This window comes from Cellulomonas sp. JZ18 (assembly GCF_009720485.1).
Lineage (GTDB): Bacteria > Actinomycetota > Actinomycetes > Actinomycetales > Cellulomonadaceae > Cellulomonas.
Genome location: NZ_CP045245.1, coordinates 1,571,447 through 1,592,029, shown reverse-complemented (window position 1 = coordinate 1,592,029; position 20,583 = coordinate 1,571,447). Strand labels below are relative to the sequence as shown.

The 20,583-nt window shown below is 76.4% G+C and carries 23 protein-coding genes, 2 tRNA genes, 1 pseudogene and 1 riboswitch; of the genes and pseudogenes, 10 read left to right on the top strand and 16 right to left on the bottom strand.

All coding sequences use genetic code 11. The annotated features are described in order from the left end of the window. The first annotated feature begins 20 nt into the window (after positions 1 to 20). Both GC089_RS07255 and fabF read left to right on the top strand, forming a co-directional pair. Positions 21 to 272 carry an acyl carrier protein gene (locus tag GC089_RS07255; RefSeq protein WP_155377059.1) on the top strand — a complete coding sequence of 84 codons (252 nt, stop codon included), beginning with the start codon at positions 21 to 23 and terminating at the stop codon, positions 270 to 272. Between the two features lie 68 nt (positions 273 to 340). After that, positions 341 to 1,585 (top strand): beta-ketoacyl-ACP synthase II, encoded by a 1,245-nt coding sequence (fabF, locus tag GC089_RS07250; RefSeq protein WP_155377057.1) that lies wholly within the window; start codon positions 341 to 343, stop codon positions 1,583 to 1,585. 91 nt (positions 1,586 to 1,676) lie between these two features. Here the strand turns inward: fabF and GC089_RS07245 are convergent, their stop codons facing one another. The 5 genes from GC089_RS07245 to GC089_RS07225 form a co-directional block, all read right to left on the bottom strand. Further along, complete coding sequence (locus GC089_RS07245; protein WP_155377056.1) at positions 1,677 to 2,177, bottom strand: DUF3145 domain-containing protein; 501 nt, start codon at positions 2,175 to 2,177, stop codon at positions 1,677 to 1,679. 162 nt (positions 2,178 to 2,339) lie between these two features. Then, entirely contained in the window at positions 2,340 to 2,828 is a 489-nt protein-coding gene (gene def, locus GC089_RS07240; RefSeq protein WP_155377053.1) for a peptide deformylase, read from the bottom strand. Positions 2,829 to 2,983: 155 nt separating this feature from the next. After that, positions 2,984 to 3,208, bottom strand: a complete 225-nt coding sequence (locus GC089_RS07235) for a BldC family transcriptional regulator (RefSeq protein WP_155377051.1) — start codon at positions 3,206 to 3,208, stop codon at positions 2,984 to 2,986. A gap of 17 nt (positions 3,209 to 3,225) precedes the next feature. Continuing rightward, a riboswitch (cyclic di-GMP riboswitch) is annotated at positions 3,226 to 3,300 on the bottom strand. Between the two features lie 81 nt (positions 3,301 to 3,381). Further along, entirely contained in the window at positions 3,382 to 4,167 is a 786-nt protein-coding gene (locus GC089_RS07230; protein ID WP_155377050.1) for a DUF1206 domain-containing protein, read from the bottom strand. 180 nt (positions 4,168 to 4,347) lie between these two features. Beyond that, the gene (locus GC089_RS07225; RefSeq protein WP_155377048.1) at positions 4,348 to 5,139 is read right to left on the bottom strand and encodes a type II CAAX prenyl endopeptidase Rce1 family protein; all 792 of its coding nucleotides are present in this window, start codon (positions 5,137 to 5,139) and stop codon (positions 4,348 to 4,350) included. A gap of 58 nt (positions 5,140 to 5,197) precedes the next feature. Here GC089_RS07225 and GC089_RS07220 point away from each other — a divergent pair. From GC089_RS07220 to GC089_RS07210, 3 genes are all read left to right on the top strand, one after another. Further along, positions 5,198 to 5,271: transfer RNA gene (locus GC089_RS07220), tRNA-Ile, on the top strand. 60 nt (positions 5,272 to 5,331) lie between these two features. Beyond that, positions 5,332 to 5,856: a hypothetical protein gene (locus GC089_RS07215; RefSeq protein ID WP_155377047.1), complete on the top strand. Its 525-nt coding sequence runs from the start codon at positions 5,332 to 5,334 to the stop codon at positions 5,854 to 5,856. A 97-nt stretch (positions 5,857 to 5,953) separates the two neighbouring features. After that, positions 5,954 to 6,026 (top strand) — tRNA-Asn (locus GC089_RS07210). A gap of 363 nt (positions 6,027 to 6,389) precedes the next feature. Here GC089_RS07210 and GC089_RS07205 read toward each other — a convergent pair. Continuing rightward, positions 6,390 to 6,956, bottom strand: coding sequence for a dihydrofolate reductase family protein (locus tag GC089_RS07205; protein ID WP_155377046.1), 567 nt, complete (start codon positions 6,954 to 6,956; stop codon positions 6,390 to 6,392). Positions 6,957 to 7,020: 64 nt separating this feature from the next. On the opposite strand from GC089_RS07205, the gene GC089_RS07200 reads away from it, so the two are divergent. Both GC089_RS07200 and GC089_RS07195 read left to right on the top strand, forming a co-directional pair. Further along, positions 7,021 to 7,596, top strand: coding sequence for a helix-turn-helix domain-containing protein (locus GC089_RS07200; RefSeq protein WP_155377045.1), 576 nt, complete (start codon positions 7,021 to 7,023; stop codon positions 7,594 to 7,596). Beyond that, positions 7,593 to 8,393, top strand: coding sequence for an SRPBCC domain-containing protein (locus tag GC089_RS07195; RefSeq protein WP_155377044.1), 801 nt, complete (start codon positions 7,593 to 7,595; stop codon positions 8,391 to 8,393). Before GC089_RS07200 ends, GC089_RS07195 begins: the two co-directional genes overlap by 4 nt. Before the next feature lie 39 nt (positions 8,394 to 8,432). On the opposite strand, the gene GC089_RS07190 is transcribed toward GC089_RS07195, so the two are convergent. Genes GC089_RS07190 through GC089_RS07180 form a run of 3 tightly spaced genes read right to left on the bottom strand, consistent with a single transcriptional unit; the run spans position 8,433 to position 9,662 of the window. Continuing rightward, complete coding sequence (locus tag GC089_RS07190; RefSeq protein WP_155377043.1) at positions 8,433 to 8,798, bottom strand: HNH endonuclease; 366 nt, start codon at positions 8,796 to 8,798, stop codon at positions 8,433 to 8,435. A gap of 10 nt (positions 8,799 to 8,808) precedes the next feature. Next, positions 8,809 to 9,102, bottom strand: a complete 294-nt coding sequence (locus GC089_RS07185) for a hypothetical protein (RefSeq protein WP_155377042.1) — start codon at positions 9,100 to 9,102, stop codon at positions 8,809 to 8,811. Then, positions 9,099 to 9,662: a hypothetical protein gene (locus GC089_RS07180; protein WP_155377041.1), complete on the bottom strand. Its 564-nt coding sequence runs from the start codon at positions 9,660 to 9,662 to the stop codon at positions 9,099 to 9,101. Before GC089_RS07180 ends, GC089_RS07185 begins: the two co-directional genes overlap by 4 nt. A 335-nt stretch (positions 9,663 to 9,997) precedes the next feature. Here GC089_RS07180 and GC089_RS07175 point away from each other — a divergent pair, with 335 nt between their 5' ends. Beyond that, positions 9,998 to 12,139 (top strand): alpha-galactosidase, encoded by a 2,142-nt coding sequence (locus tag GC089_RS07175; RefSeq protein ID WP_155377040.1) that lies wholly within the window; start codon positions 9,998 to 10,000, stop codon positions 12,137 to 12,139. A gap of 60 nt (positions 12,140 to 12,199) precedes the next feature. Here GC089_RS07175 and GC089_RS07170 read toward each other — a convergent pair whose 3' ends face one another. From GC089_RS07170 to GC089_RS07150, 4 genes and pseudogenes are all read right to left on the bottom strand, one after another. Then, a complete protein-coding gene (locus GC089_RS07170; protein ID WP_230685132.1) occupies positions 12,200 to 12,967 on the bottom strand; it encodes a hypothetical protein in 768 nt (255 codons plus the stop codon). 38 nt (positions 12,968 to 13,005) lie between these two features. After that, the gene (locus tag GC089_RS07165) at positions 13,006 to 14,709 is read right to left on the bottom strand and encodes a DUF885 domain-containing protein (protein WP_155377039.1); all 1,704 of its coding nucleotides are present in this window, start codon (positions 14,707 to 14,709) and stop codon (positions 13,006 to 13,008) included. Positions 14,710 to 14,718: 9 nt separating this feature from the next. Beyond that, positions 14,719 to 15,983, bottom strand: a pseudogene (locus GC089_RS07155) (PP2C family protein-serine/threonine phosphatase). Positions 15,984 to 16,266: 283 nt separating this feature from the next. Then, the gene (locus tag GC089_RS07150) at positions 16,267 to 17,082 is read right to left on the bottom strand and encodes an alpha/beta fold hydrolase (protein ID WP_155377036.1); all 816 of its coding nucleotides are present in this window, start codon (positions 17,080 to 17,082) and stop codon (positions 16,267 to 16,269) included. 89 nt (positions 17,083 to 17,171) lie between these two features. Here GC089_RS07150 and yidD point away from each other — a divergent pair, with 89 nt between their 5' ends. Next, positions 17,172 to 17,450, top strand: coding sequence for a membrane protein insertion efficiency factor YidD (yidD, locus tag GC089_RS07145; protein WP_155377035.1), 279 nt, complete (start codon positions 17,172 to 17,174; stop codon positions 17,448 to 17,450). Between the two features lie 22 nt (positions 17,451 to 17,472). Here yidD and GC089_RS07140 read toward each other — a convergent pair whose 3' ends face one another. The 3 genes from GC089_RS07140 to GC089_RS07130 form a co-directional block, all read right to left on the bottom strand. Beyond that, a complete protein-coding gene (locus tag GC089_RS07140) occupies positions 17,473 to 17,973 on the bottom strand; it encodes a metallophosphoesterase (protein WP_230685211.1) in 501 nt (166 codons plus the stop codon). 44 nt (positions 17,974 to 18,017) lie between these two features. Continuing rightward, entirely contained in the window at positions 18,018 to 18,314 is a 297-nt protein-coding gene (locus GC089_RS07135; protein WP_155377034.1) for a hypothetical protein, read from the bottom strand. 115 nt (positions 18,315 to 18,429) lie between these two features. Beyond that, the gene (locus GC089_RS07130; protein ID WP_155377033.1) at positions 18,430 to 19,443 is read right to left on the bottom strand and encodes a pirin family protein; all 1,014 of its coding nucleotides are present in this window, start codon (positions 19,441 to 19,443) and stop codon (positions 18,430 to 18,432) included. Positions 19,444 to 19,776: 333 nt separating this feature from the next. On the opposite strand from GC089_RS07130, the gene GC089_RS07125 reads away from it, so the two are divergent. Next, positions 19,777 to 20,571: a transglutaminase family protein gene (locus tag GC089_RS07125; protein ID WP_196250853.1), complete on the top strand. Its 795-nt coding sequence runs from the start codon at positions 19,777 to 19,779 to the stop codon at positions 20,569 to 20,571. Positions 20,572 to 20,583: the final 12 nt, after the last annotated feature.

The following is a 20,583-nucleotide window of genomic DNA, read 5'->3' as shown; positions in this document are numbered from 1 at the left end:
CCCGACACGAGGAGACATCCATGGCGTACAGCGAGCAGGAGATCCTGGCCGGCCTGGCCGAGATCGTCAGCGAGGAGACCGGCCTGCCGACCGACTCCGTCCTGCCCGAGAAGTCCTTCACCGACGACCTGGACATCGACTCGCTGTCGATGATGACGATCGTCACCCTCGCCGAGGAGAAGTTCGACGTGCGCATCCCCGACGACGAGGTCAAGAACCTCGCCACGGTGGGCGACGCCGTCAGCTTCATCAACGGCGCCCAGGCGGCCTGACGGCCCCACGCACGCGCGGCGGGGCGACCGCGTCGCCCCGCCGCACCGCACACACCCGAGGAGCACCCATGACCACCGTCCCCGAGGTCGTCGTCACCGGCCTGGGCGCGACCACGCCGCTCGGCGGCGACGTGCCGTCCACGTGGCAGGCAGCCCTGGCGGGCGAGTCGGGTGCGCGCCCCCTCGAGAACGACTGGGCCGAGCGCTACGACATCCCCGTCACGTTCGCCGCCCAGCTGCGCGTCGCACCCGACCAGGTGCTGCCGCGCCCCGAGCTCAAGCGCATGGACCCCTCCGCGCAGTACGCCGTCATCGCGACGCGCGAGGCGTGGAAGGACGCGGGCTCGCCCGAGGTCGACGGCGACCGCCTCGGCGCGGTCGTGTCGTCCGGCATCGGCGGCATCTGGACCACCCTCGACGCGTGGGACACGCTGCGCGAGAAGGGCGGCCGCCGCGTCCTGCCCATGACCGTGCCGATGCTCATGCCGAACTCCCCCGTCGCGTACGTCTCGCTCGAGCTCGGCGCCCGCGCCGGCGCGCACGCGCTGGTCTCGGCCTGCGCGTCCGGCGCCGAGGCGATCGGCTACGCGGTCGACATGATCCGCAGCGGGCGGGCCGACGTCGTCGTCGCCGGCGGCACGGAGGCGGCCATCCACCCGATGCCGGTCGCCGCCTTCGCCGCGTCGCGCACCCTCTCCACCCGCAACGACGACCCCGCGGCGGCCTCGCGGCCCTACGACACGGCCCGCGACGGCTTCGTGCTCGGCGAGGGTGCGGGCATCGTCGTGCTCGAGAGCGCCGAGCACGCCCGCGCCCGCGGCGCCCGGGTGTACGCCCGCATCGCCGGCGTCGGCCTCTCCGCCGACGGGTACCACATCACGTCCCCGGAGCCGTCCGGCGACGGCCAGATCCGGGCCATGCAGGCCGCGCTCGCCGACTCGGGCGTGGCCGCGGCCGACGTGCACCACGTCAACGCGCACGCCACGTCGACCGTGGTGGGCGACCTCATCGAGGCGCGCAGCATCCGCGGCGTCCTCGGCCCCGACGCCGACCACGTCGCGCTGTCGGCGACGAAGTCGATGACCGGGCACCTGCTCGGCGGCGCCGGCGCGCTCGAGACGATCTTCGCCGTCCTGGCCCTGCACGAGCGACAGGCTCCGCCGACGATCAACGTCGAGAACCCCGACCCCGAGCTCGTGCTCGACCTCGTGCGCGACAAGCCCCGTGCGCTGCCCGACGGCCCGGTCGCCGCGATCAACAACTCGTTCGGCTTCGGCGGCCACAACGTGGCGCTGCTCGTCACCTCCGTCTGACCGCCCCGAGGCGGACGCACCGCGGCCCCGGACTCTGCACGGGGTCCGGGGCCGCGGTCGTGCGCCCTGCGGGAACCGGCGACCGGTCGCCTCAGCCGACGCGGTGCAACCAGCGCACGGGCGCGCCGGCACCGGCGTAGCGGAACGGCTCGAGCTCGTCGTCCCACGCCTGCCCCAGCGCCAGGTCGAGCTCGGCGCGCATGCGCACGGGGTCCCCTGCGTGCTCGAGGGCGGCCCGGATGCGGTCCTCGGGCACGACGATGTTGCCGTGCACGTCGGTGGCCGCGTGGAAGATGCCGAGCTCCGGCGTGTGGCTCCAGCGCGAGCCGTCGACGCCGTGGCTGGGCTCCTCCGTCACCTCGTAGCGCAGGTGGGCCCAGCCGCGCAGCGCCGACGCGAGGCGCGCACCGGTGCCGGGCGTGCCCTGCCACGAGTGCTCGGCCCGGTAGAAGCCCGGCCCCGCGGGCTGCGGGGTCCAGTCGAAGCTGACACGGCCGCCCAGCGCGTTGCCGACCGCCCACTCGACGTGGGGGCAGAGCGCGCGCGGTGCGGAGTGCACGAAAAGGACACCGCGGGTGATGGCACCGGCCATTCGGTCCTCCTAGGGCTCGAGGGTCGCCTTCCCCAACGACCTCGTCCCCCAACCGGAAGAACGCATGACGCACGCGGCGTGCACGGCACAGGATGCCCGACGACGGGCTCCGGGTCCAGGCGGAACCGACGACACGCCGTCGGGACCCGCCCGGACGGGCGATCAGAGCTGCTCGCGGATGGCCCGCATCGCCTTCTTGCGCACCGAGCGCTCGAGGCGGTCCAGGTACAGCATGCCGTCGAGGTGGTCGACCTCGTGCTGCAGGCAGCGGGCCATGAGCTCGGTGCCCTCGACCACGACCGGCTTGCCGTCCAGGTCGGTGCCCTCCACGCGCGCGTACCAGGCGCGGTGGGTCGGGAACCACAGGCCGGGCACGGAGAGGCACCCCTCGTCGCCGTCCTGGTACTCGTCCTCGGACAGCTCGACGATCCGCGGGTTCAGCACGTAGCCGATCTCGTCGTCGATGTTCCACGAGAAGGCCCGCAGGGAGACGCCGATCTGGTTCGCAGCGAGGCCGGCGCGGCCCTCCTGGTCGACCGTCTCGAGCAGGTCGTCGACCAGCGCGCGGACGCGGTCGTCGATGCTGGTGATGGGCTCGCACGGGGTGCGCAGGACGGGGTCGCCGACGGTCCGGATCTCACGCAGGGCCATGGTCCGATCCTTTCACGTCGGGGTGGGTGCCGGAGCCCGTGCACCGCCCACTGCCGCGGGGCGACCGGGACGTGCACGGACGCGACGACGCCGGTGGTGACCAGGTCACCACCGGCGTCGTCGGTGTCGTGCGTGCCGCCCCCCGGCGGCCGGGCTCACTCGCTCGCGCGCTGCTGCGGGACGCCCGTCAGGAGCTGACGGACCTCGGCCTCGTGGAAGCGGCGGTGGCCACCGAGCGTGCGGACGGCCGAGAGCTTGCCGGCCTGCGCCCAGCGGGTCACGGTCTTGGGGTCGACGCGGAAGAGGACCGCGACCTCGCCCGGCGTGAGCAGCGTGCCCTGCGAGAGGGGGGCGTCGGTGGTGTGCGTCTGGACGGCCATGTCTGGCTCCTTCGTCGTTCGGTAGCTCGGCTGGCCGCGTGGGCCCCGTGGCTTTGCGTCCCCGCCTTGCGGCGGGTTTGCCGTTTGTCGCTGACGGGGAAGAGCATGCCGGAAACTGGACATCCGTGCAAGAACCACCGGGGGTCGGACATACGCCCGGTGCGGGTGAAATGTCAGAGGCGACCGAACCGGGCCCTGACCAGGCTGTACGCGCCATAGGCGACGAGTCCGAGGGCCACGAGGAGCAGCAGGACCGGACCGGCGGGCGCGTCGCGCAGCGCGTGCAGCGCGCCGTCGAGCCCGGTCGCCTCCCCCGGGTCCGCCTGCACGGCCGCGACGACGAAGAGCACGCCGACCACCGCGAGCGCGGCGCCCTTCCCGACGTAGCCGGCGACACCCGCGCGGCGCGCCCACCGCCCGGTCCGCCCCGCCGGCAGCCGGTGCAGGTCCTCGAGGAAGCGCTGCCGGACCCCCTTGTGCACGTGGTACGCCGCGACGGCCACCACGCCGACCCCGACCGCACCGACGAGCAGGCGCCCCGCGGGCGCCTGCATCAACGCGGCCGTGGCGTCCGACGTCCGCCCGCCGGAACCGGCCGAGCCGCCCCCGCGCGCGAACGTCAGGGCCGTCGCGGCGAGGGCGAGGTACACGACCGCCTTGCCGGCGGCCTTGGCCCGGTCGCCGGCACCGCCGACCGCCCCGCTCAGGGCCGCCGCGGCCTGCCACGCGCCGAGGGCGGCGAGCGCCACCACCGCGAACCAGAGGGCCACCGCCCCGAACGGCGTCTGCGCGACCTGGGCGAAGGCCCCCGACTGGTCCGCCGACCCACCGCCCCCGCCGACGGCCAGCTGCACCGCGAGCACGCCGACGAGCACGTGCAGCAGGCCGCTCGCGGCGTAGCCGGCGCGCGCACCGACCTCCCAGACGTTCCCCGACGACCTCGCGGCGACCGTGGTCATGACACCTCCTCGACGCGGGCTCCCCCGACCTCCGGCGGCTCCGCCGGTGCCCGTGGGCATCGTGGCAGCGGGCGCGTGCGGCGGCGACCGGAGCGGTGCGACGGCGGGGACGGCACGGTCCGCGCCGGCCGCCGGCACCCGCCCGACCAGTGCGGCCGCCGCCAGGCCGACGGGACGCGCTCAGCCGCGCCGCGGACGCCGTCGGCGCAGCCCGCTCGGCGGCCGGGCCATCCCGCCCGCGCGCGAGACGGCCACGACCACCAGCGCGGCCGCCGCCAGCCCCAGGACCTGGACCGACGTGCCCGGCACCTGCCCGGCCTGCTCGCCCACCGCCCGCGACCAGACCGCGACGTCGACCGCCGTGTGCAGGACGACCGGCACGACGAGGCCGCCGCCCACGCGGCGTGCGACGTAGAGCAGGACGCCGGTCGCGGCACCGACGACGGCGCGGGTCGCCGGCGTGCCCGGGCCCGTCAGCACCTCGACCGCACCGGAGAGCAGGACCGTGCCGAGCGCCGCGGCGGGCTCCGGCCAGCGCGCCCGCAGCGCGACGAGCGCGACACCGCGCAGCACGACCTCGGTGTCGAGCGCCGCGAGCACGCAGGCGACGACGAGGGCCGTCGTCAGCCCGGGTGGTGCCCCGGCCAGGGCTCCCCGGTCGGCCGTCGCCACGGCGCCCGCCAGGACGAGCACCGGGACCACCCACCACAGCGGGTGCACGTCACGCGGCTCGCGCCAGACCTCGCGCCAGCGCCCCCACAGGGCGGTCGCGACCAGGGCCGCGACCAGCCCGGCCAGGTGCGGGGCGACGAGGTCCGCACGGACGGTGCGCACGTCCGGCAGGCCGGGCGTGGCGCGCACGACGCCCATGTAGAGCCCCACCAGGCCCGACACCACCAACCACCCGACGAGCACGGCCGCGAGCACCGCCCAGGGCAGCGGCGGACGCCTGCCCGTGTCCGTGCGCGTCATGGTGCGAGTCTCGCCGCACGCCCGGCGCCGCGCCCGCCGTCGCTAGGCTGCACGCACCGGGCCAGTAGCTCAGCCGGTCAGAGCAGCGGACTCATAATCCGTCGGTCGTGGGTTCAAGCCCCACCTGGCCCACCTCCGTCGGGGGTCCGGACGTCCCGGTCCACCCCGCGCCGCGCTGGGTACGGTGGGCGCGTGGCCCTGTTCTCCCGTCGCCGTCGCCTGCCCGATCCCGTCCGCAGACGGCTCGACCTCTCCTCCGGCGACGCCGTGCTCGCGGCGGCACCCCTCGTCGAGGGCAGGTGGGCGGTCGTGAGCCGACGCGCCCTGCACCTCGTCGGCGCGGACGACGACGCGCCGGTGGCACGGACGGCGTGGTCGGCCGTGGACCGGGGGACGCTCGACGCCGAGGCGCGACGCCTCACCGTGCACTGGGTGAGCGGCGCGACGACCGACCTCGTCCTGGCGGACGACGACACGGCGGCGCGCGAGCTCGCGCAGACGTTCCGCGAGCGGGTGCAGCAGTCGGTGGTGCACGTCGAGCACGTGACGCTGCCGTCCGGCGGGCGCGTGCGCGTCGCCCTGCGGCGCGACGAGGACGGCGAGCTGTTCACCCAGACGATCGGCGACGGGCGGGTCGACCTCTCCGGCCCCGACGACGCCCGGGCCGTCGCGGAGGCCGAGGCGCGGGTGCGCGCGGAGGTCGGCCTGGCGCCGTGACGCGCTGCGCGGCGGGAGCGACGCACGTCACGCGCCACGGTCGCGAGTACGTGGTCAACGCGGGCCCCGGCGGCTGCTAGAGTCTCTTCCCGCACGATCCCTCGTAGCTCAATTGGCAGAGCATCCGACTGTTAATCGGACGGTTACTGGTTCGAGTCCAGTCGAGGGAGCGCGAACGAAGGCCTCTGACCGGCGGAGACGCTGGGAGGAGGCCTTCTTGCTGCCTCCGGCGCGCCGGCGCTCGCGCCGGTCGCGGTCGAGCTGCGCGCCGTGCCGACGTCCACGGTCGGCGCGGTCGAGGACGACGTGACGCACGACGACGTCTTCGCCCGGGCACGCCGGCGCCGTGGCCGAGCCGGCGGCCGTGGTCGACGCGGGCACGGGGGCTGTCCGACGCGCTGTGCGAGCACGGGCGGGGGCACGTGCTCGTGCACCTCCGGCACCGCGGCGTCGCGCGCGGAGACCGGCTGGCCGGTGGCCCACGGGCGGCCAGCCGAGCCGCGCCGCCCCACGTGCAGCCCCCTCGGGCGCCCTCAGCCGCGGCGTACCCGGTACCGCAGCCACAGCGTGGCGTTGCGGAACGCGCGCTGCTCGACCAGCTCCATGTCCAGCCGCAGCCCGTCCGGCCAGAACCGCAGCCCTCCCCCGACCGACACGGGGGCGAGGTACGGCTGCACCTCGTCGACGATGCCGGCGCGCAGCGCGTGCGCGGCGAGCGTCGGGCCGTCGATCGTGACGTCGTGGTCGAGCGAGTCGACCCACGCACGGACCGCCACGGGGTCGAAGGTCCGCTCGACGGTCGTCCGGGCCGTCGTCGGGGCCCCGAGCGTCGTCGAGTAGACGACCTTGGTCGCGCGCTGCCACACGTCGGCGTAGGTGCGCACGAAGTCCGGCGCGTCGGGGTCCTCGTGGGCCGTCTCCCAGAAGGACATGACCTCGTACATGCGCCGGCCGTACAGGTACGTGCCGACCGAGCGCGTCCGCTCGGACACGAAGTCGTGCAGCCCAGGGTCCAGAGCCCCGCCCCAGTCGCTGCTGCCGGAGGCGTCCGCGGCGTACCCGTCGAGCGAGGTGAACATCGAGTAGACGAGCCGTCCCATGCACCGACGGTAGGACGACGCCGCACCCTTGACAAGATTTGTTTTCAGGGGGAAGCCTGGCGGCATGCAGGACGTCGAGGTCATCGAGGACGCCGTCGCGGCAGCCGTCGCGCTCGACCCCGTCCGGGCGCGGCTGCTGCGCGAGCTCGCCGTCCCCGCGTCCGCCGCCGGGCTCGCGGCCCGCGTCGGGCTCCCGCGCCAGAAGGTCAACTACCACCTGCGCGCGCTCGAGGCGCACGGCCTGGTGGAGCTGGCCGAGGAACGCCGGCACGGCGGCATCACGGAGCGCGTGCTGCGTGCGTCCGCGGCGTCGTACGTCGTGTCGCCGGCGGCCGTCAGCGCGGGCGCGGCCGACCCCGACGCGACGCCCGACCGCGTGTCCGCGCGCTACCTCGTCGCGGTCGCCGCCCGCGTCGTGCGCGAGGTCGGCGCCCTGGTGCGTCGGGCCGGGACGGGCGGACGCGTCCCGACGCTGACGGTCGACACGCAGATCGGCTTCCGCTCGGCCGCGGACCGTGCCGCCTTCGCCGAGGACCTCACGGCCGCCGTGCTCGACCTGGCGGCGCGCTACCACCACGACGACGGGCGCCCGCACCGGCTCGTCGTCGCCGCCCACCCGATCCCCGAGGAGGACTCATGAGCACGACCACGGACGTCCCGTACCGCCTGGAGTTCAGCGTCGAGGTCCCCGGCACGCCCGAGCAGGTCTGGCAGGCCCTCGCCACCGCGCGCGGCCTGAACGCCTGGTACCTGCCGACGCAGATCGAGGAGCGCGAGGGCGGCGCCCTGCACTTCACCATCGGCCACGACATGGGCTCGCGGGGCCGCGTCACCCGCTGGGACCCGCCGCACCGGTTCGCGTTCGAGGAGGACTGGGCCGCGCTCATGGGCGTCGAGCCGGGCACCCTCAGCCCGCTGACCTCCGAGTTCCTGGTCGAGGCGCGCTCCGGCGGCACGTGCGTCGTGCACGTCACCAGCAGCGGCTTCGGGACCGGCGCGGACTGGGAGCAGGAGTGGTGGGACGGCGTCGCCCCGGGGTGGCTGCCGTTCTTCGACAACCTGCGCCTCTACCTGACGCACTTCACCGGCCAGGAGGCCACGCGGATGGAGGTGACCGCGACCCACCGCGGCGACGCGGGCGCGGTCTGGTCGGTCCTGCGCGACGCGCTCGGCCTGCACGCCGAGGGGGCGAGCGTCGACGCGCGGGGCCTCACGGGCACGGTCGAGCGGCTGGGCGACCGGCAGGCGCTGGTCCGGCTGACGTCCCCCGTGCCGGGGCTGCTCAGCGTCTTCACGTACGGCGAGGACGACGGGACCGCGGCGGCGAGCGTGCAGGCGTACCTCTTCTCCCCGGAGGCGGCGGACTGGGTCCGGCGCGAGGAGCCGGCGTGGCGCGACTGGCTGCAGGACCTCCCCGCGACCCCTGACGCCCCGTGACCCCCGGGCCGCCGGCCGCCCCGAACAGGGCGCCGGCGGCTACCGCCCGGGGCCGGCCTCGGGGACCACGGCCCGCAGCCCCGTGCGGATCTGCGCGTGGCGCAGCAGGAAGGCACGCTCGTCGAGCCGCTTGCGCCGCATCCAGCCCGTGACCTCGGCGTTGCACTTGCTGGCGTTGCACGCACCGCACGCGGGCACGACGTTGTCGAGGGTGTAGCGGCCCCCGCGGGAGATCGGCAGCACGCAGTCGCGCTGCAGCGGGACGTCCCGCGCGCCGCAGTACGCGCACCCGCCCCAGGCCGCCCGCAGCGCGTCCCACTGGCCGGCCTCGAGGTCGTGCTCCACCTGGGCCAGCCGGCGCCGACGCCGGCGGGTGGCGCGCAGCCGACGCGTCGCGTTCGCCATGCGCACGAGCCTACGGACGCGGACGCCGCCGACCCGTGCGGCACGCCCCGACGCGCCGGTCCGCCCTCGTCAGCGCGCCGGGTCGGACGAACGGTGCCGGCGCCACCGCGGACCCGTCCGCCGCCTCGACCGTCCGCACGGCGCGGCGACCGCACGCCTCCCACGCGCCGTCCCGGTGGACCACCGCGGTGTCCTCGTCCACGCCGAGCAGCAACGGCGCCGTCCCGTCCTGCGCGAGGGCGACCAGCACGCCGAGCGTCCCCGCCTGCCCCGGTGCGTCCTGCGCGGAGCGGCGGGGGGTCATCCGCCGGCCCCCGGTGCGTCACCCGGGGCCCCGTCGCCGTGCGGCGGCAGGTCGCCGCGCTCCACCGGCGGCCCGGCGACCTGCACCTCGGAGAACAGGTGCGCCAGCTCGTCCGCCCCCGGCACCCGGACCGCGTCCGCCGCGGCGCGCAGCACCGCCGCCTCCACGCCCTCGCCCTCGAGCACGACGTGCACGTCGCCCCGGGTGAGGGAGCAGCGCAGGACCGGCTCGGAGGAGTCGGGCAGGTCGGCGCACGGGACGGCGGACGCGTCCGGGTACCGGTCCGCCCGCAGCAGCACCGTGCCGACGCCGCCCGTCCCGGTCCCCACCCAGGCCGCCGCCATGCCGTCACCCCCCGACACCCCCACCGACTGCGTGGCGAGGTCGAAGCCGTCCACCGTGGTGACGTGCACGAGCTCGGGCGCGATCCCGGCCGGCTCGGACCAGCGGGCGATCTCGTCGCGCGTCGCCGCCTCCCCCGCCCCGGCCCGCCCGGCGCAGCCCGCGAGCGCGAGGAGGGCCGTCAGGGCGACGATGGCGGTACTCCGGCTGCGGGTCATCCGGGCAACCTAGCGCCACGGCGCGCGGCGCGTCCGGCGGTCGGCGTCGAGGACGGGGCCCCGGGGGCGCCTCGTGCGCCGGACCTGCTCCTCGCGCGCCGGTCCCGTGCGCGCCCGTGCCGACCTCCCAGGACCCGGGTGGTGCGGCGCCGCGACGACGCCGGGGGCGCGCCGCGACGGCGCGCGGGGTCGACGGGTCGTACCGCCGCCGCAGGCGCCTAGGGTGGCCAGGACCGGTCGGCGAGGACGCCCCGCGGGTGCTCGCGCCGACGCCGTCGCCGACCCCGCCCCACCCGGCGGGACGGCCCTGTCCGCTCCGACGCAGAAGAGGCCCCGTGCAGCACACACCCGACCGCTTCACCCTGCTGCGACGCGACGGCGTCGCGCTGGTCGTCCAGCACCTGCCGACCGGTCTGCCGACCGTCCTGCACTGGGGTCGCGACCCGGGACCCGTCGGCGCCGAGGACCTGGGGGCGCTGGCCCTGGCCGCGTCGCGGCAGACCCCACCCGGCACGCTGGACGCCGCCTGGCAGCTCAGCCTGCTGCCCGTCGAGTCCGACGGCTGGGCGGGTCGTCCCGGTCTGCTGCTGCGGCGCGGCACCACCCCGGTGCTCCCCCGGTGGACCGTGACCGGGGTCGACGAGGCGGAGCACGCCGTGCGCGTCTCGGCGCAGGACCCGACGGCGGGCCTGCGGCTGGAGAGCACCCTCGCGCTGACCGCCGGCGGCGTGGTGACCGTCGACCACACCGTCACGGCCACGGGCGACGCGGAGGTCGAGGTCGTCCAGGTGGAGGCGACGCTGCCCGTCCCGCGCACCGCCGACCACCTGACGACGTTCTCCGGACGCTGGACGCGTGAGAAGGCGCCGCTGACCGTGCCGATGCCGCGCGGCGCGACGACCCGGCAGACCCGCCGCGGCCGGTCCGGGCACGACTCGCCGCACGTGACGATCGCGTCCACGGGCGTCCTGCGGGACCGGGCGGGCGAGGTCTGGGCGGTGCACCTCGGCTGGAGCGCCGACGTCACGCACCGGGTCGACCGGATGACGGACGAGGTGACGCTCCTGGGTGCGGGCGAGCTCCTGCGCGCCGGGGAGGTGCGCCTCGCACCGGGAGAGTCCTACGCGACCCCCACCACGTACTTCGCGTGGAGCGACGCCGGGCTGGACGGGCTCTCCGCGCGGTTCCACACGATGCTCCGCGCCCGCCCGCAGCACCCGGCGGGTCCCCGTCCGCTCGTGCTCAACACGTGGGAGGCGGTGTACTTCGACCACGACCCGCAGACCCTGCTGCGCCTCGCGGAGCGCGCCGCCGACGTGGGCGTCGAGCGGTTCGTCCTCGACGACGGCTGGTTCCGCGGCCGCCGCGACGACCGGCGGGGCCTGGGCGACTGGTTCGTCGACCGGACGGTCTGGCCGGACGGGCTCGAACCGCTGGCCCGGCGGGTGCACGAGCTGGGCATGCAGTTCGGCCTGTGGTTCGAGCCGGAGATGGTCAACCTGGACTCCGACCTGGCGCGCGCACACCCCGAGTGGCTCCTGCACGCACCCGACCGCGTCGAGGAGCCCGCAGGGGTCTCCTGGCGCCAGCAGCACGTCCTCGACCTCGCCGAGCCCGCCGCGTACGAGTACGTCCGGGAGTGCATCGGCACGCTCGTGCGCGAGCTCGGGATCGACTTCATCAAGTGGGACCACAACCGCGACCTCGTCGACGCCACGCACCGCGGCCGCCCCGGCACGCACGACCAGACCCGGGCCGCCTACCGGCTCATCGCCCAGCTCAAGCGCGAGCACCCGGGCCTGGAGATCGAGTCCTGCTCCAGCGGCGGCGCCCGCACCGACCTCGGCATCCTCGCGGTCACCGACCGCGTCTGGGCGTCGGACTCCAACGACGCCGTGGAGCGTCAGGACATCCAGCGGTGGACCCAGCTGCTGCTGCCGCCCGAGCTCGTCGGCGGGCACGTCGGCCCGACCGAGTCGCACAGCTCCGGCCGCACGCTGGACCTGTCCTTCCGGGCGGCGACCAGCCTCATGGGCTCCGCCGGGTTCGAGTGGGACCTGCTGTCCTGCACCGACGAGGAGCTCCAGGTCGTGCGCGCGTTCGCGGCGCTGTACAAGGAGGTGCGCCACGTCCTGCACACGGGCACGGCCGTGCACGCCGACGTCGTCGACCCCGCCCTGCGCGTCGTCGGCGCGGTGCTTCCCGACCGGTCCGAGGGCGTGTGGACGGTGGCGACCGTCGCCACGCTGGAGGAGGCGCTCCCCGAGCGGGTCCGGCTCCACGGGCTCGACCCCGACCGTCGCTACCGGGTGCGGGTCCGTACCGAGCTGGGCCTCCCCCGCCACGGGTGGATCACCCCGGGCTGGGTCAGCGCCGGAGAGGTGACGCTGCCCGGCGCCCTGCTGGCGTCCGCCGGCCTGCAGATCCCGACCCTGTGGCCGGCGCAGGCGCTCGTGCTGCACGCCACGGTCCGGTAGCACCCGGACCGGGTCCCGCTGCCCGCTCGCGTCGCTGGGACGCCGGCGGGCGGCGGGCGGTCAGGGCGGGGTGAGCGGGAGCTGTGCGACCTCGTCCGCGGACGCCGCGACGGCCTCGCGCTCACCCGCCGGGAGGTCCGGCACCTGCGCGAGGTCCGTGACGACCCGCGCTGCCTCCCGGGCGCCGGCGAGGTCCCCCAGGCGCACGCGCAGCTCGGCGAGGTAGGCCCAGGCCGCCGCCCGCTCCGGGGCCGGCGCGTCCGGGTGCCGGCGCACGGCGCCGGCCAGCGTCCGCTGCGCCTGCACCTCGTCGCCGTGGGAGTCGGCGGTCACGACGGCGTGCTCGACCGCCCGGGCGAGCGCACCACCGCCGCCCGAGACCCACTCCACCCGGTCGTCGACGGCCTGCGGCACGTGCTCGTCGTCGGGCTGCCGGCTGACGCGGATCCAGTTGCCCGCGGGGTCGACGACGCTGAACCCGCTCAGCCCCGCGTTGTTCGCACGCGCCCGTGGCCGCGTGATCCGCGGGACGCCGGTGAGCGGGACGACGCCGTAGCGCGCGCGCAGGCCCTCGACGAACAGGGCGTACAGGGGGCCGGTGTCCGGCACGACGATCGCGCACGTGGAGTGGCTCAGCTCGGGCCGGACGTCCGGCATGCCGTAGTAGTGCAGGTCGATCCCGTGCCGTCGCAGCGCCACGTACGGGTTCGGGCGGAGCTGCCGGTACGTGACGGTGAGCCCGAGCGCGGTCCAGAACGCCGCCATCTCGTCGACGTCCCCGCACGGCAGCATCGGGATCATGTGGGCGCTCTGCGCCACGTCCACCACCGGACCGATGCTAGCGACCGCGCTCGGCGCGGCACCCCTCAGAGCGCGCCGAGCTCCCGCTCCAGGTCGTCGAGCCCGAGCGAGCCCAGCCCGAGGGCCGCCGTGTGCCACGCCCGCAGGTCGAACGACTCCCCGGCCGCCTCGCGGCGCTCGCGCGCGCGCTGCCGGCCGGAGAGCCACGCCCGCTCGCCGAGCTTGTAGCTGATGGCCTGTCCGGGCCAGCCGAGGTAGCGCTCGATCTCGCTGTGGACGAACGCGGCGGGCGAGCCGCTGCGCGCGCCGAAGAACTCCTCCCCCAGCTCCGCCGTCCACCGCTCGCCGGGGTGGAACGCGTGCGTCGCGGGGATCTCGAGCCCGAGGTGCATGCCGATGTCGATGACGACGCGCACGGCGCGCATGCGCTGCCCGTCGAGGTACCCGAGCCGGGCACCGGGGGTGTCCAGGTACCCGAGCTCGTCCATGAGGCGCTCGGCGTACAGCGCCCAGCCCTCGGTGGTGGCGGGGATCGACCCGACGGACGTCTGGTAGACCGACAGGTCGCCGGCGCGGTACGCCCACTGGCCGAGCTGCAGGTGGTGACCCGGGACGCCCTCGTGGTACCAGGTGCTGATGAGGTCCCAGGTGGGGAACCGGTCGCGGCCGAGGGTCGGCAGCCAGGTGCGGCCCGGCCGGGAGAAGTCGAGCGACGGGCGCGTGTAGTACGGCGCGGCGGCGGCCCCGGGCGGGGCGATCATCGCCTCGACGCGCCTGACGGGATCCGCCACGTCGACGACCGTGCCGTCGAGCTCGGCGATCGCGGTGTCCATCATCCGCTGCAGCCAGACGCGCACCTCCTCCACGCCCTCGACGACCTCGCCGTGCTCGTCCAGGTACGCGAGCGCCTCCTGCGCGGACGCGCCCGGCAGCAGGCGGTCCGCCTCGGCGGCCATGTCCGCCTCGATGCGCGCCAGCTCCTCCCAGCCCCAGGCGTACGCCTCCTGCGGGTCCAGGTCCGCACCCGTGTGCAGGCGCGCGGCGAGCAGGTAGCGCTCGCGCCCCACCGCGTCCGGGACGTCGCCGACGGCGGGCAGGTACTCCTGCGCGATCCACGTGCGCAGCGCGGCGATCCCGCCTGCAGCCGCCTCCGCCGCGGCGTCCAGCCGCGTGCGTAGCGCGTCGGGCAGCGCGGCCGCCTCGGACCCCGCGACGAAGCCGGCGTGCCAGCCGCGCCCGTCCGACGCGTCGAGCCAGTCGCCGAGCTGACCGACCACGGCCTCGGCCTGCCGCGGCGCGCTGCGCACGCCACGGCGCAGACCGTCCTCGAGGGAGGCCCGGAACCCCTCGGCCGCGGCGGGCACCTGCGCCAGGCGGTCCGCGACGACGTCCCAGTCGTGCTCGGTGGCGGTGGGCATCATGAGGAAGACGGACTGCAGGGCGTGCACCGGCGACGCGAGGGGCCGCAGCGCGGCGAGGTGCTCCCCCGCGTCGTGCACCGCGAGCTGTGCGGTCAGGCGCTCGCGCAGGAGGGTCGCGCACCGCCGGTCGTCGTCGTCGAGCACCTGGGCGGCGTCGAGGTCCGCCAGGACGCGCCGAGACGCGGCGGCCTTCTCGTCGGCGCCCGCCGGCGACAGGTCCGGCATCCGCCGGTCGTCCGGCCGGGTCCCGAGGGCCGTCCCGACGACGGGGTCGAGGTCGGCGAGGGTCTCGACCCAGCGGTCGGCGACCTGGCGTGCGGTGGACGTGGCGGGCTGCTCGGGGACCATCGCAGCACGTTAACCCGCCCCGTCGGCGCCTCTCCACGTGAGCAGGAGCGCGCACACGTCGTCGCGCGGACCCCGGTTCCCCTCCGTGGCGGCGTCGACCAGCGCGTCCAGCGGCGCGTCCCCGGCGAGGAGGCCGGCCGCCCGGTCACGCAGCCGGGCGAGGCTGTCGCGCAGGGCGTGGTCCCGGCGCTCGACGAGCCCGTCCGTGCACAGCAGGAGACGGTCGCCCGGCCCCAGCCGCACGGACGCCCCCGGACGCGGACGCCCGCCGGTCAGCCCGAGGGGGCGGACCTGCCGTCCCAGAGGAACCGGGGCTCCCCCTCGGCCGGCAGGTGGAGCGGCGGCAGGTGACCCGCCACGGCGTAGTGCAGGGCCCCCGTCGCGGGGGCGAGCTCCGCGTAGACGAGCGACGCCGCCAGCCCCGAGCCGGTGCGTGCGACGACGCCGTCGAGCCGGTCGAGGACCCGGGAGGCCCCCGCGCCCGGCTCGGCCGCCGCCCGCAGCCCGCTGCGCAGCTCGGCCATCGTGGTCGCGGCAGCCAGCCCGTGGCCGACCACGTCGCCGACGACGACCGCGAGCGTGCCCTCGTCGTCGAGCGTCACGACGTCGTACCAGTCGCCGCCGACCTCCAGCCCGTCGGCGGCCGGGCGGTAGGCGGTCGCGACGTCCACGCGCGGGTCACGCAGCTGCGGCGTCGTGAGCAGCGCACGCTGCAGCGTGTGCGCCACCGACGTGCGCTGGTCGAACAGGCGTGCCCGCTCGAGCGCGACGCCCGCCTGCCGCCCCACGGCCGCCAGCACGTCCGGCTCCCAGGGGTCGGCACCCGGGGCCGCCGAGGGCCGCAGCGACCACACGCCCTGCAGCTCCACGCGCCCGGGCAGCGCGACCAGCACGTCGCCGGCGGGAGTGCGGTGCACCGGGTCGGCGCCCAGCTGCTCGACGGACGGCTCGGGCAGGTCGGTCCCGTCCGACCCCGCACCGCCGTGCCGCACGAGCCGGCCGTGGCCCTCCGTGGTCCACACCGCCACGCCGGACGCGCCCAGCCCGCGCAGCGCCGTACGCCGCAGGACCTGCACGACGTCGTCGACGCCCGCGGCCGACGACAGCCCCGCGGTCGTCTCCGCCAGCACCCGCACCTGCTCGGCGGCCCGTTCCGCCGCACGCCGTGCCGCCAGCAGCTCACCCTCGTACCGGGCCCGGTCGCGCGCGCTGCTCAGCGCGACCTCGACGACGGGTGTCCCGTCCGCGTCGGCGTCGAGCACACGCGCCGACATCAGCACCGGCAGGCGCTCGTCGGCCCCGACGAGCTCGAGGGCGAGCTCGTCGACCCGACGCTGCATCCGCAGGAGCGGACCGACGTGGGTCTCCCAGTAGATGCGGCCGCCGACGCTGAGCAGGTCGGCCAGGCGCACGCGGCCCAGCACCTCGTCGGCGCTCCGCCCGACCCACCCGAGCAACGTGGCGTTCGCGTCGAGCACCCTGCCGTCCGCGTCGAGGCGCAGCAGCGCGACCGGTGCGCGCGACCAGGCCACGGAGCGGGCGACGTCGGGCACGGCCTCAGTGGTCCAGGTAGCGGCGCATCGCCGCGACCAGCTCCTCCGGCGCGCTGAGGTTCGGGCAGTGGCCCACCGTGTCGAGCACGACCAGCTCGCTGCCGGGCAGGTGCTCGTGCACCCAGCGCCCCACCTCCGGCGGGGCGATGACGTCCTCGCGCGACTGCACGACCAGCGCGGGGGTCCGCACGCGCTGCAGGTCCGCCCGGTTGTCGGACAGGAAGGTCGTGCGGGCGAACCGGCGTGCGATCGCCGGGTCGGTCCGGCAGAAGGAGTTCGCGAGCTCCTGCCCGAGCTCCGGCCGGTCGGGACGGCCGACGATGACGGGGGCGAGGAACTGCGCCCACCCGAGGTAGTTGGCGTCCATGGTGGCGAGGAGCTCCTCGATCTCCGCCGCCGCGAAGCCCCCGCGGTACCCGTCGTCGTCGACGTAGCGCGGGCTCGGCCCGACCAGCACGAGCCGCTCGAACAGGTCAGGTCGGCCTGCGGCCGCCAGCACGCCGATCATCGCGCTGACGGAGTGCCCGACGAACGTCACCGGCCCGAGGCCGAGCGCCTCGACGAGCTCGACCATGTCGTCGGCGTAGCCGTCCAGCCGGGAGTGCCGCTGCGGGTCGTAGGCGGCCAGGTCCGACTCCCCCGCGCCGACGTGGTCGAGGACGACGACGCGGTGCGTCTCCTCGAAGGCGGGGGCGACGAACCGCCACATGCTCTGGTCGCACCCGAACCCGTGCGCGAACACCAGCGGGTGCCCGGTCGTCGGGCCGCTGATCCGTACGGCGTGCCGGGCGAGGACCTGGTCGGGGGCGAGGACGGCCATGGCGGTGACCCTAACCCCCCGGCCCCCGGTGCGGTCGACCCCTCGCCGTTCGCCGGGCGGGTCCCCGGCACCGCGCCTACGTTGTGGCGATGACCATCGCCGCCGCCCTCGTCGACAGCGCCATCCGCGGCTACCAGCGGAACCTCTCCCCCCGCAAGGGCTGGAGCTGCGCGCACCGTGTGGCCCACGGCGGGCCCTCGTGCTCCGCCGCCGTCCGGCACCTGGTGGCCACGCGGGGGGTCGTGCGCGCGGTCGTGCCGACCGTCGCGCAGTTCGTCGCCTGCTACCAGGCCGCCCTGCTGCTCGCCCAGGCGGACGTGCGCGGGGTGTGCTGCTGCGGCGGCATCCCCATCCCGTTCCGGTTCTGACGCGCCCGCGGGCTCCCGCGGGTCACCGCCCTGCGGCGGCCCCCGGCGGCAGGTGGTGCAGCACGACGTCCTCGACGGCGCCCGCCCGCAGCGTGAACGTGAGCCACGTGTGGTCGGGCTGGCGGCGCCGGTCCGTCGGGGACCCCGGGTTGAGCAGCCGCAGCCCCGCGGGCGTCGTCGTGTCCCAGGGGATGTGGCTGTGCCCGAACACGAGCAGGTCGACGTCCGGGAAGGCGGCGTCGCAACGTCGTTCCCGCCCCTGTGCCGCTCCCGTCTCGTGGACGACGGCCACGCGGAGACCGGCGACGTCGAGCCGCGCCACCTCGGGCAGGCGGGCCCGCAGGTCGGCGCCGTCGTTGTTGCCGTAGCAGGCGAGCAGCCGCGCCGAGCGTGCCTCGAGCCGGTCGAGCAGGTCGACGTGCACCCAGTCCCCCGCGTGCACCACGAGGTCCGCCGCGTCGACGGCCTCCCACAAGGGTGCCGGCAGGTCCCGGGCACGCGGCGGCACGTGGGTGTCCGACATGGCGAGCACGCGCACGGCCCCGGGCCCGCCGGCCGTCGGTGCCGTCACGGCCGACGCGGGACGGACCGCCGGTCCCGCCCCTCGCGCGGCCGCAGCGCGGCGCGGCACCGGGAGCACACGTGCCGCACCTCGTCGGCGTGCGCGCCCGTCTCCGGCTGGGCGTCCTCCCAGCGCACGTGCGGGAAGCGCGCGAGCGACGCGCGGCTCAGCGGGAGCCCGCACACCGTCTGGTTGGTGCCCTCGAGCCAGCCGTGCACCTCACCGCCGGGCATGCGCACGCCGTCCGGGTCCGTCCACGTGCTCGACGCCGCCACGCGCGCGCCGGTCGGCCGCCGTGCCATCTCCCCACCGCCTCCCGGACCGGTGCGCGTGCCGGCCACGCGCGGTCCGGCCAGCCTCACACGGGTCGGTGGGGCGCGCCACGCACGCGCGCAGCGCACCTCCGGACGGGCGGTGTCAGCGCTGCCGGGGCCGCAGACGCACGTTCGGCAGCTCGGGCGCCGGCAGGGCCGCACCGTCGTACCCGGTGACGACGCCGAACCGGTCGATCCCGGCCGGGTCGCCCGCGAGCGCGGCCTGCCACTGCGCGCGCGCCTCGACGACCTCGTCGTGCGTGCGGCCGACGAAGTTCCACCACATGAGCACCTGCTCGTCGAACGGCGTGCCGCCGACGAGCACGGCGCGCAGCGGCCGGTCCCCCACCTCGAGCACGAGCGCGTCCCGCCCGGGTGCGACGTAGCCGAGCCAGGCCGGCGGCACGGGGGTCCCGGCGAGGCGGACGTCGCCGGCGTCGACGATCAGGGCGTGCTCGAAGGCGGGGTCGACGGGCAGGTGCACCGTCGCGCCGGCGGGGGCGTCGACCTGGGCGGCGACGAGCGGCGAGTACGCGCGCGCCGGGGAGGTCGCGCCCGCGAGCGACCCGAGGAAGACCTGGACGCGGGCGGCACCGACGTCGACGGCCGGGACGTGCGCGACGTGCTCGAAGTCGCGGGGTCCGTCGCGGTGGGCGTCGGGCAGCGCGGTCCAGAGCTGGACGCCGTGCAGGCGCCCCGACGGACCGAGCAGCGCCGGCGTGCCCTCCTCGGAGTGACAGACGCCGCGGCCGGCCGTCATGAGGTTGAGCTGCCCGGGCACGATCGTCTGCTCGCTGCCGAGCGCGTCGCGGTGCAGCACCTGGCCCTCGAACAGCCACGTGACGGTCTGCAGGCCGGTGTGCGGGTGCGGCGGGACGTCCATGCCGCCGGTGGCGACGACGTCGTCCGGGCCGTAGTGGTCGGCGAAGCAGAACGGGCCGACGAGCGAGCGCTCGCGGGACGGCAGCGTGCGCCGCACGGTCATCGCGCGCGGTCCGCCGAGCGGGACGTCGCGCGGCTCGACGAGCTCGACGTCGGCGAGCCCGCCGGCGGCGCCGTGGACCGTCGGGTCGCTCGTGCAGACCTGCTCGCGCGGTGCCGCCTCGAGGTTCGTCACGCACCCAGCGTACGACCGCGGCGCGCCGGCCCCCGCGGGCCCCCGGACACGCCCGCTGACCTGCGACGACACCGGGTCGGCAGCACGGGCTGGACGGCGGCCTCCCGGAGCCCCACACTTGCCTCACCGCCGCCCGCCGGCGGTTCCCCCGCACGACCCCCGGCCCTCCCCTGCCCTCCCTCCGGACGTCCCCGCGCACCGCTGCCGGGCTCGCGTCCGGGCCTGCTCGACCCCTCGCTCCGCCCCGCCGTACCCGCGCCGTACCCCTGCCGTCCCCCTCTTGCTGCCCCCTCGTGTCGTCCGGCCCGTGCGCCGGGGAAGGATGCGTCGACCGTGCTGCGCTCCGTGGCCGCCCACCTCTCGCTCGACGTGCACCAGCCGCTCGAGATGCTCCTCGCGGTGGCCGTGGCGGAAGGGCCCTTCGACCGCAGCGAACGGCTGCTCGTGCGCACCGACGACACCGTGCTCGACGTCGAGGAGATCAAGCTGCCGCACGGCGGGCGCATGCACCGCGTGCTCGCGCCGGCGGGCCGCGTCGTCGTCGACTACCAGGCGGACGTCACCGGGTGGGCCGAGCCGGCACCGGTCGAGGACGTCGACCTCGTCGAGTACCGCCGTCCGAGCCGGTACGCCGAGTCGGACCGGCTGCTGGCGTTCTCGCGCGACCAGTTCGCGGGCCTGGCGGGCGCGGCGCTGCTCGACGCGGTGGTCGCGTGGGTGAGCCAGCACGTGCGGTACGTGTCGGGCTCGAGCCTGCCGACCGACGGCGCCACGGACACCCTGCTCAAGCGGCGCGGCGTGTGCCGCGACTTCGCGCACCTGGTCGTCGCACTGCTGCGGGCGTGCGACGTGCCCGCACGGCTCGCCGCGGTGTACGCCCCCGGCCTGCGCCCGATGGACTTCCACGCCGTGGCCGAGGCGTACGTCGAGGGCGCCTGGCACGTCGTCGACGCGACCCGGCTCGCACCGCGCCCCACGATGCTGCGCATCGCGACGGGCCGCGACGCCACCGACACGGCGTTCCTCTCGTACTACGGCGGCAGCCTGCGGCTGCGGTCGATGACGGTGACCGCGGTGACCGACGAGCCGGCCGAGGACGACGGCACCGGGCTGGTCGCGCTGCGCTGACGGGGCCCAGCG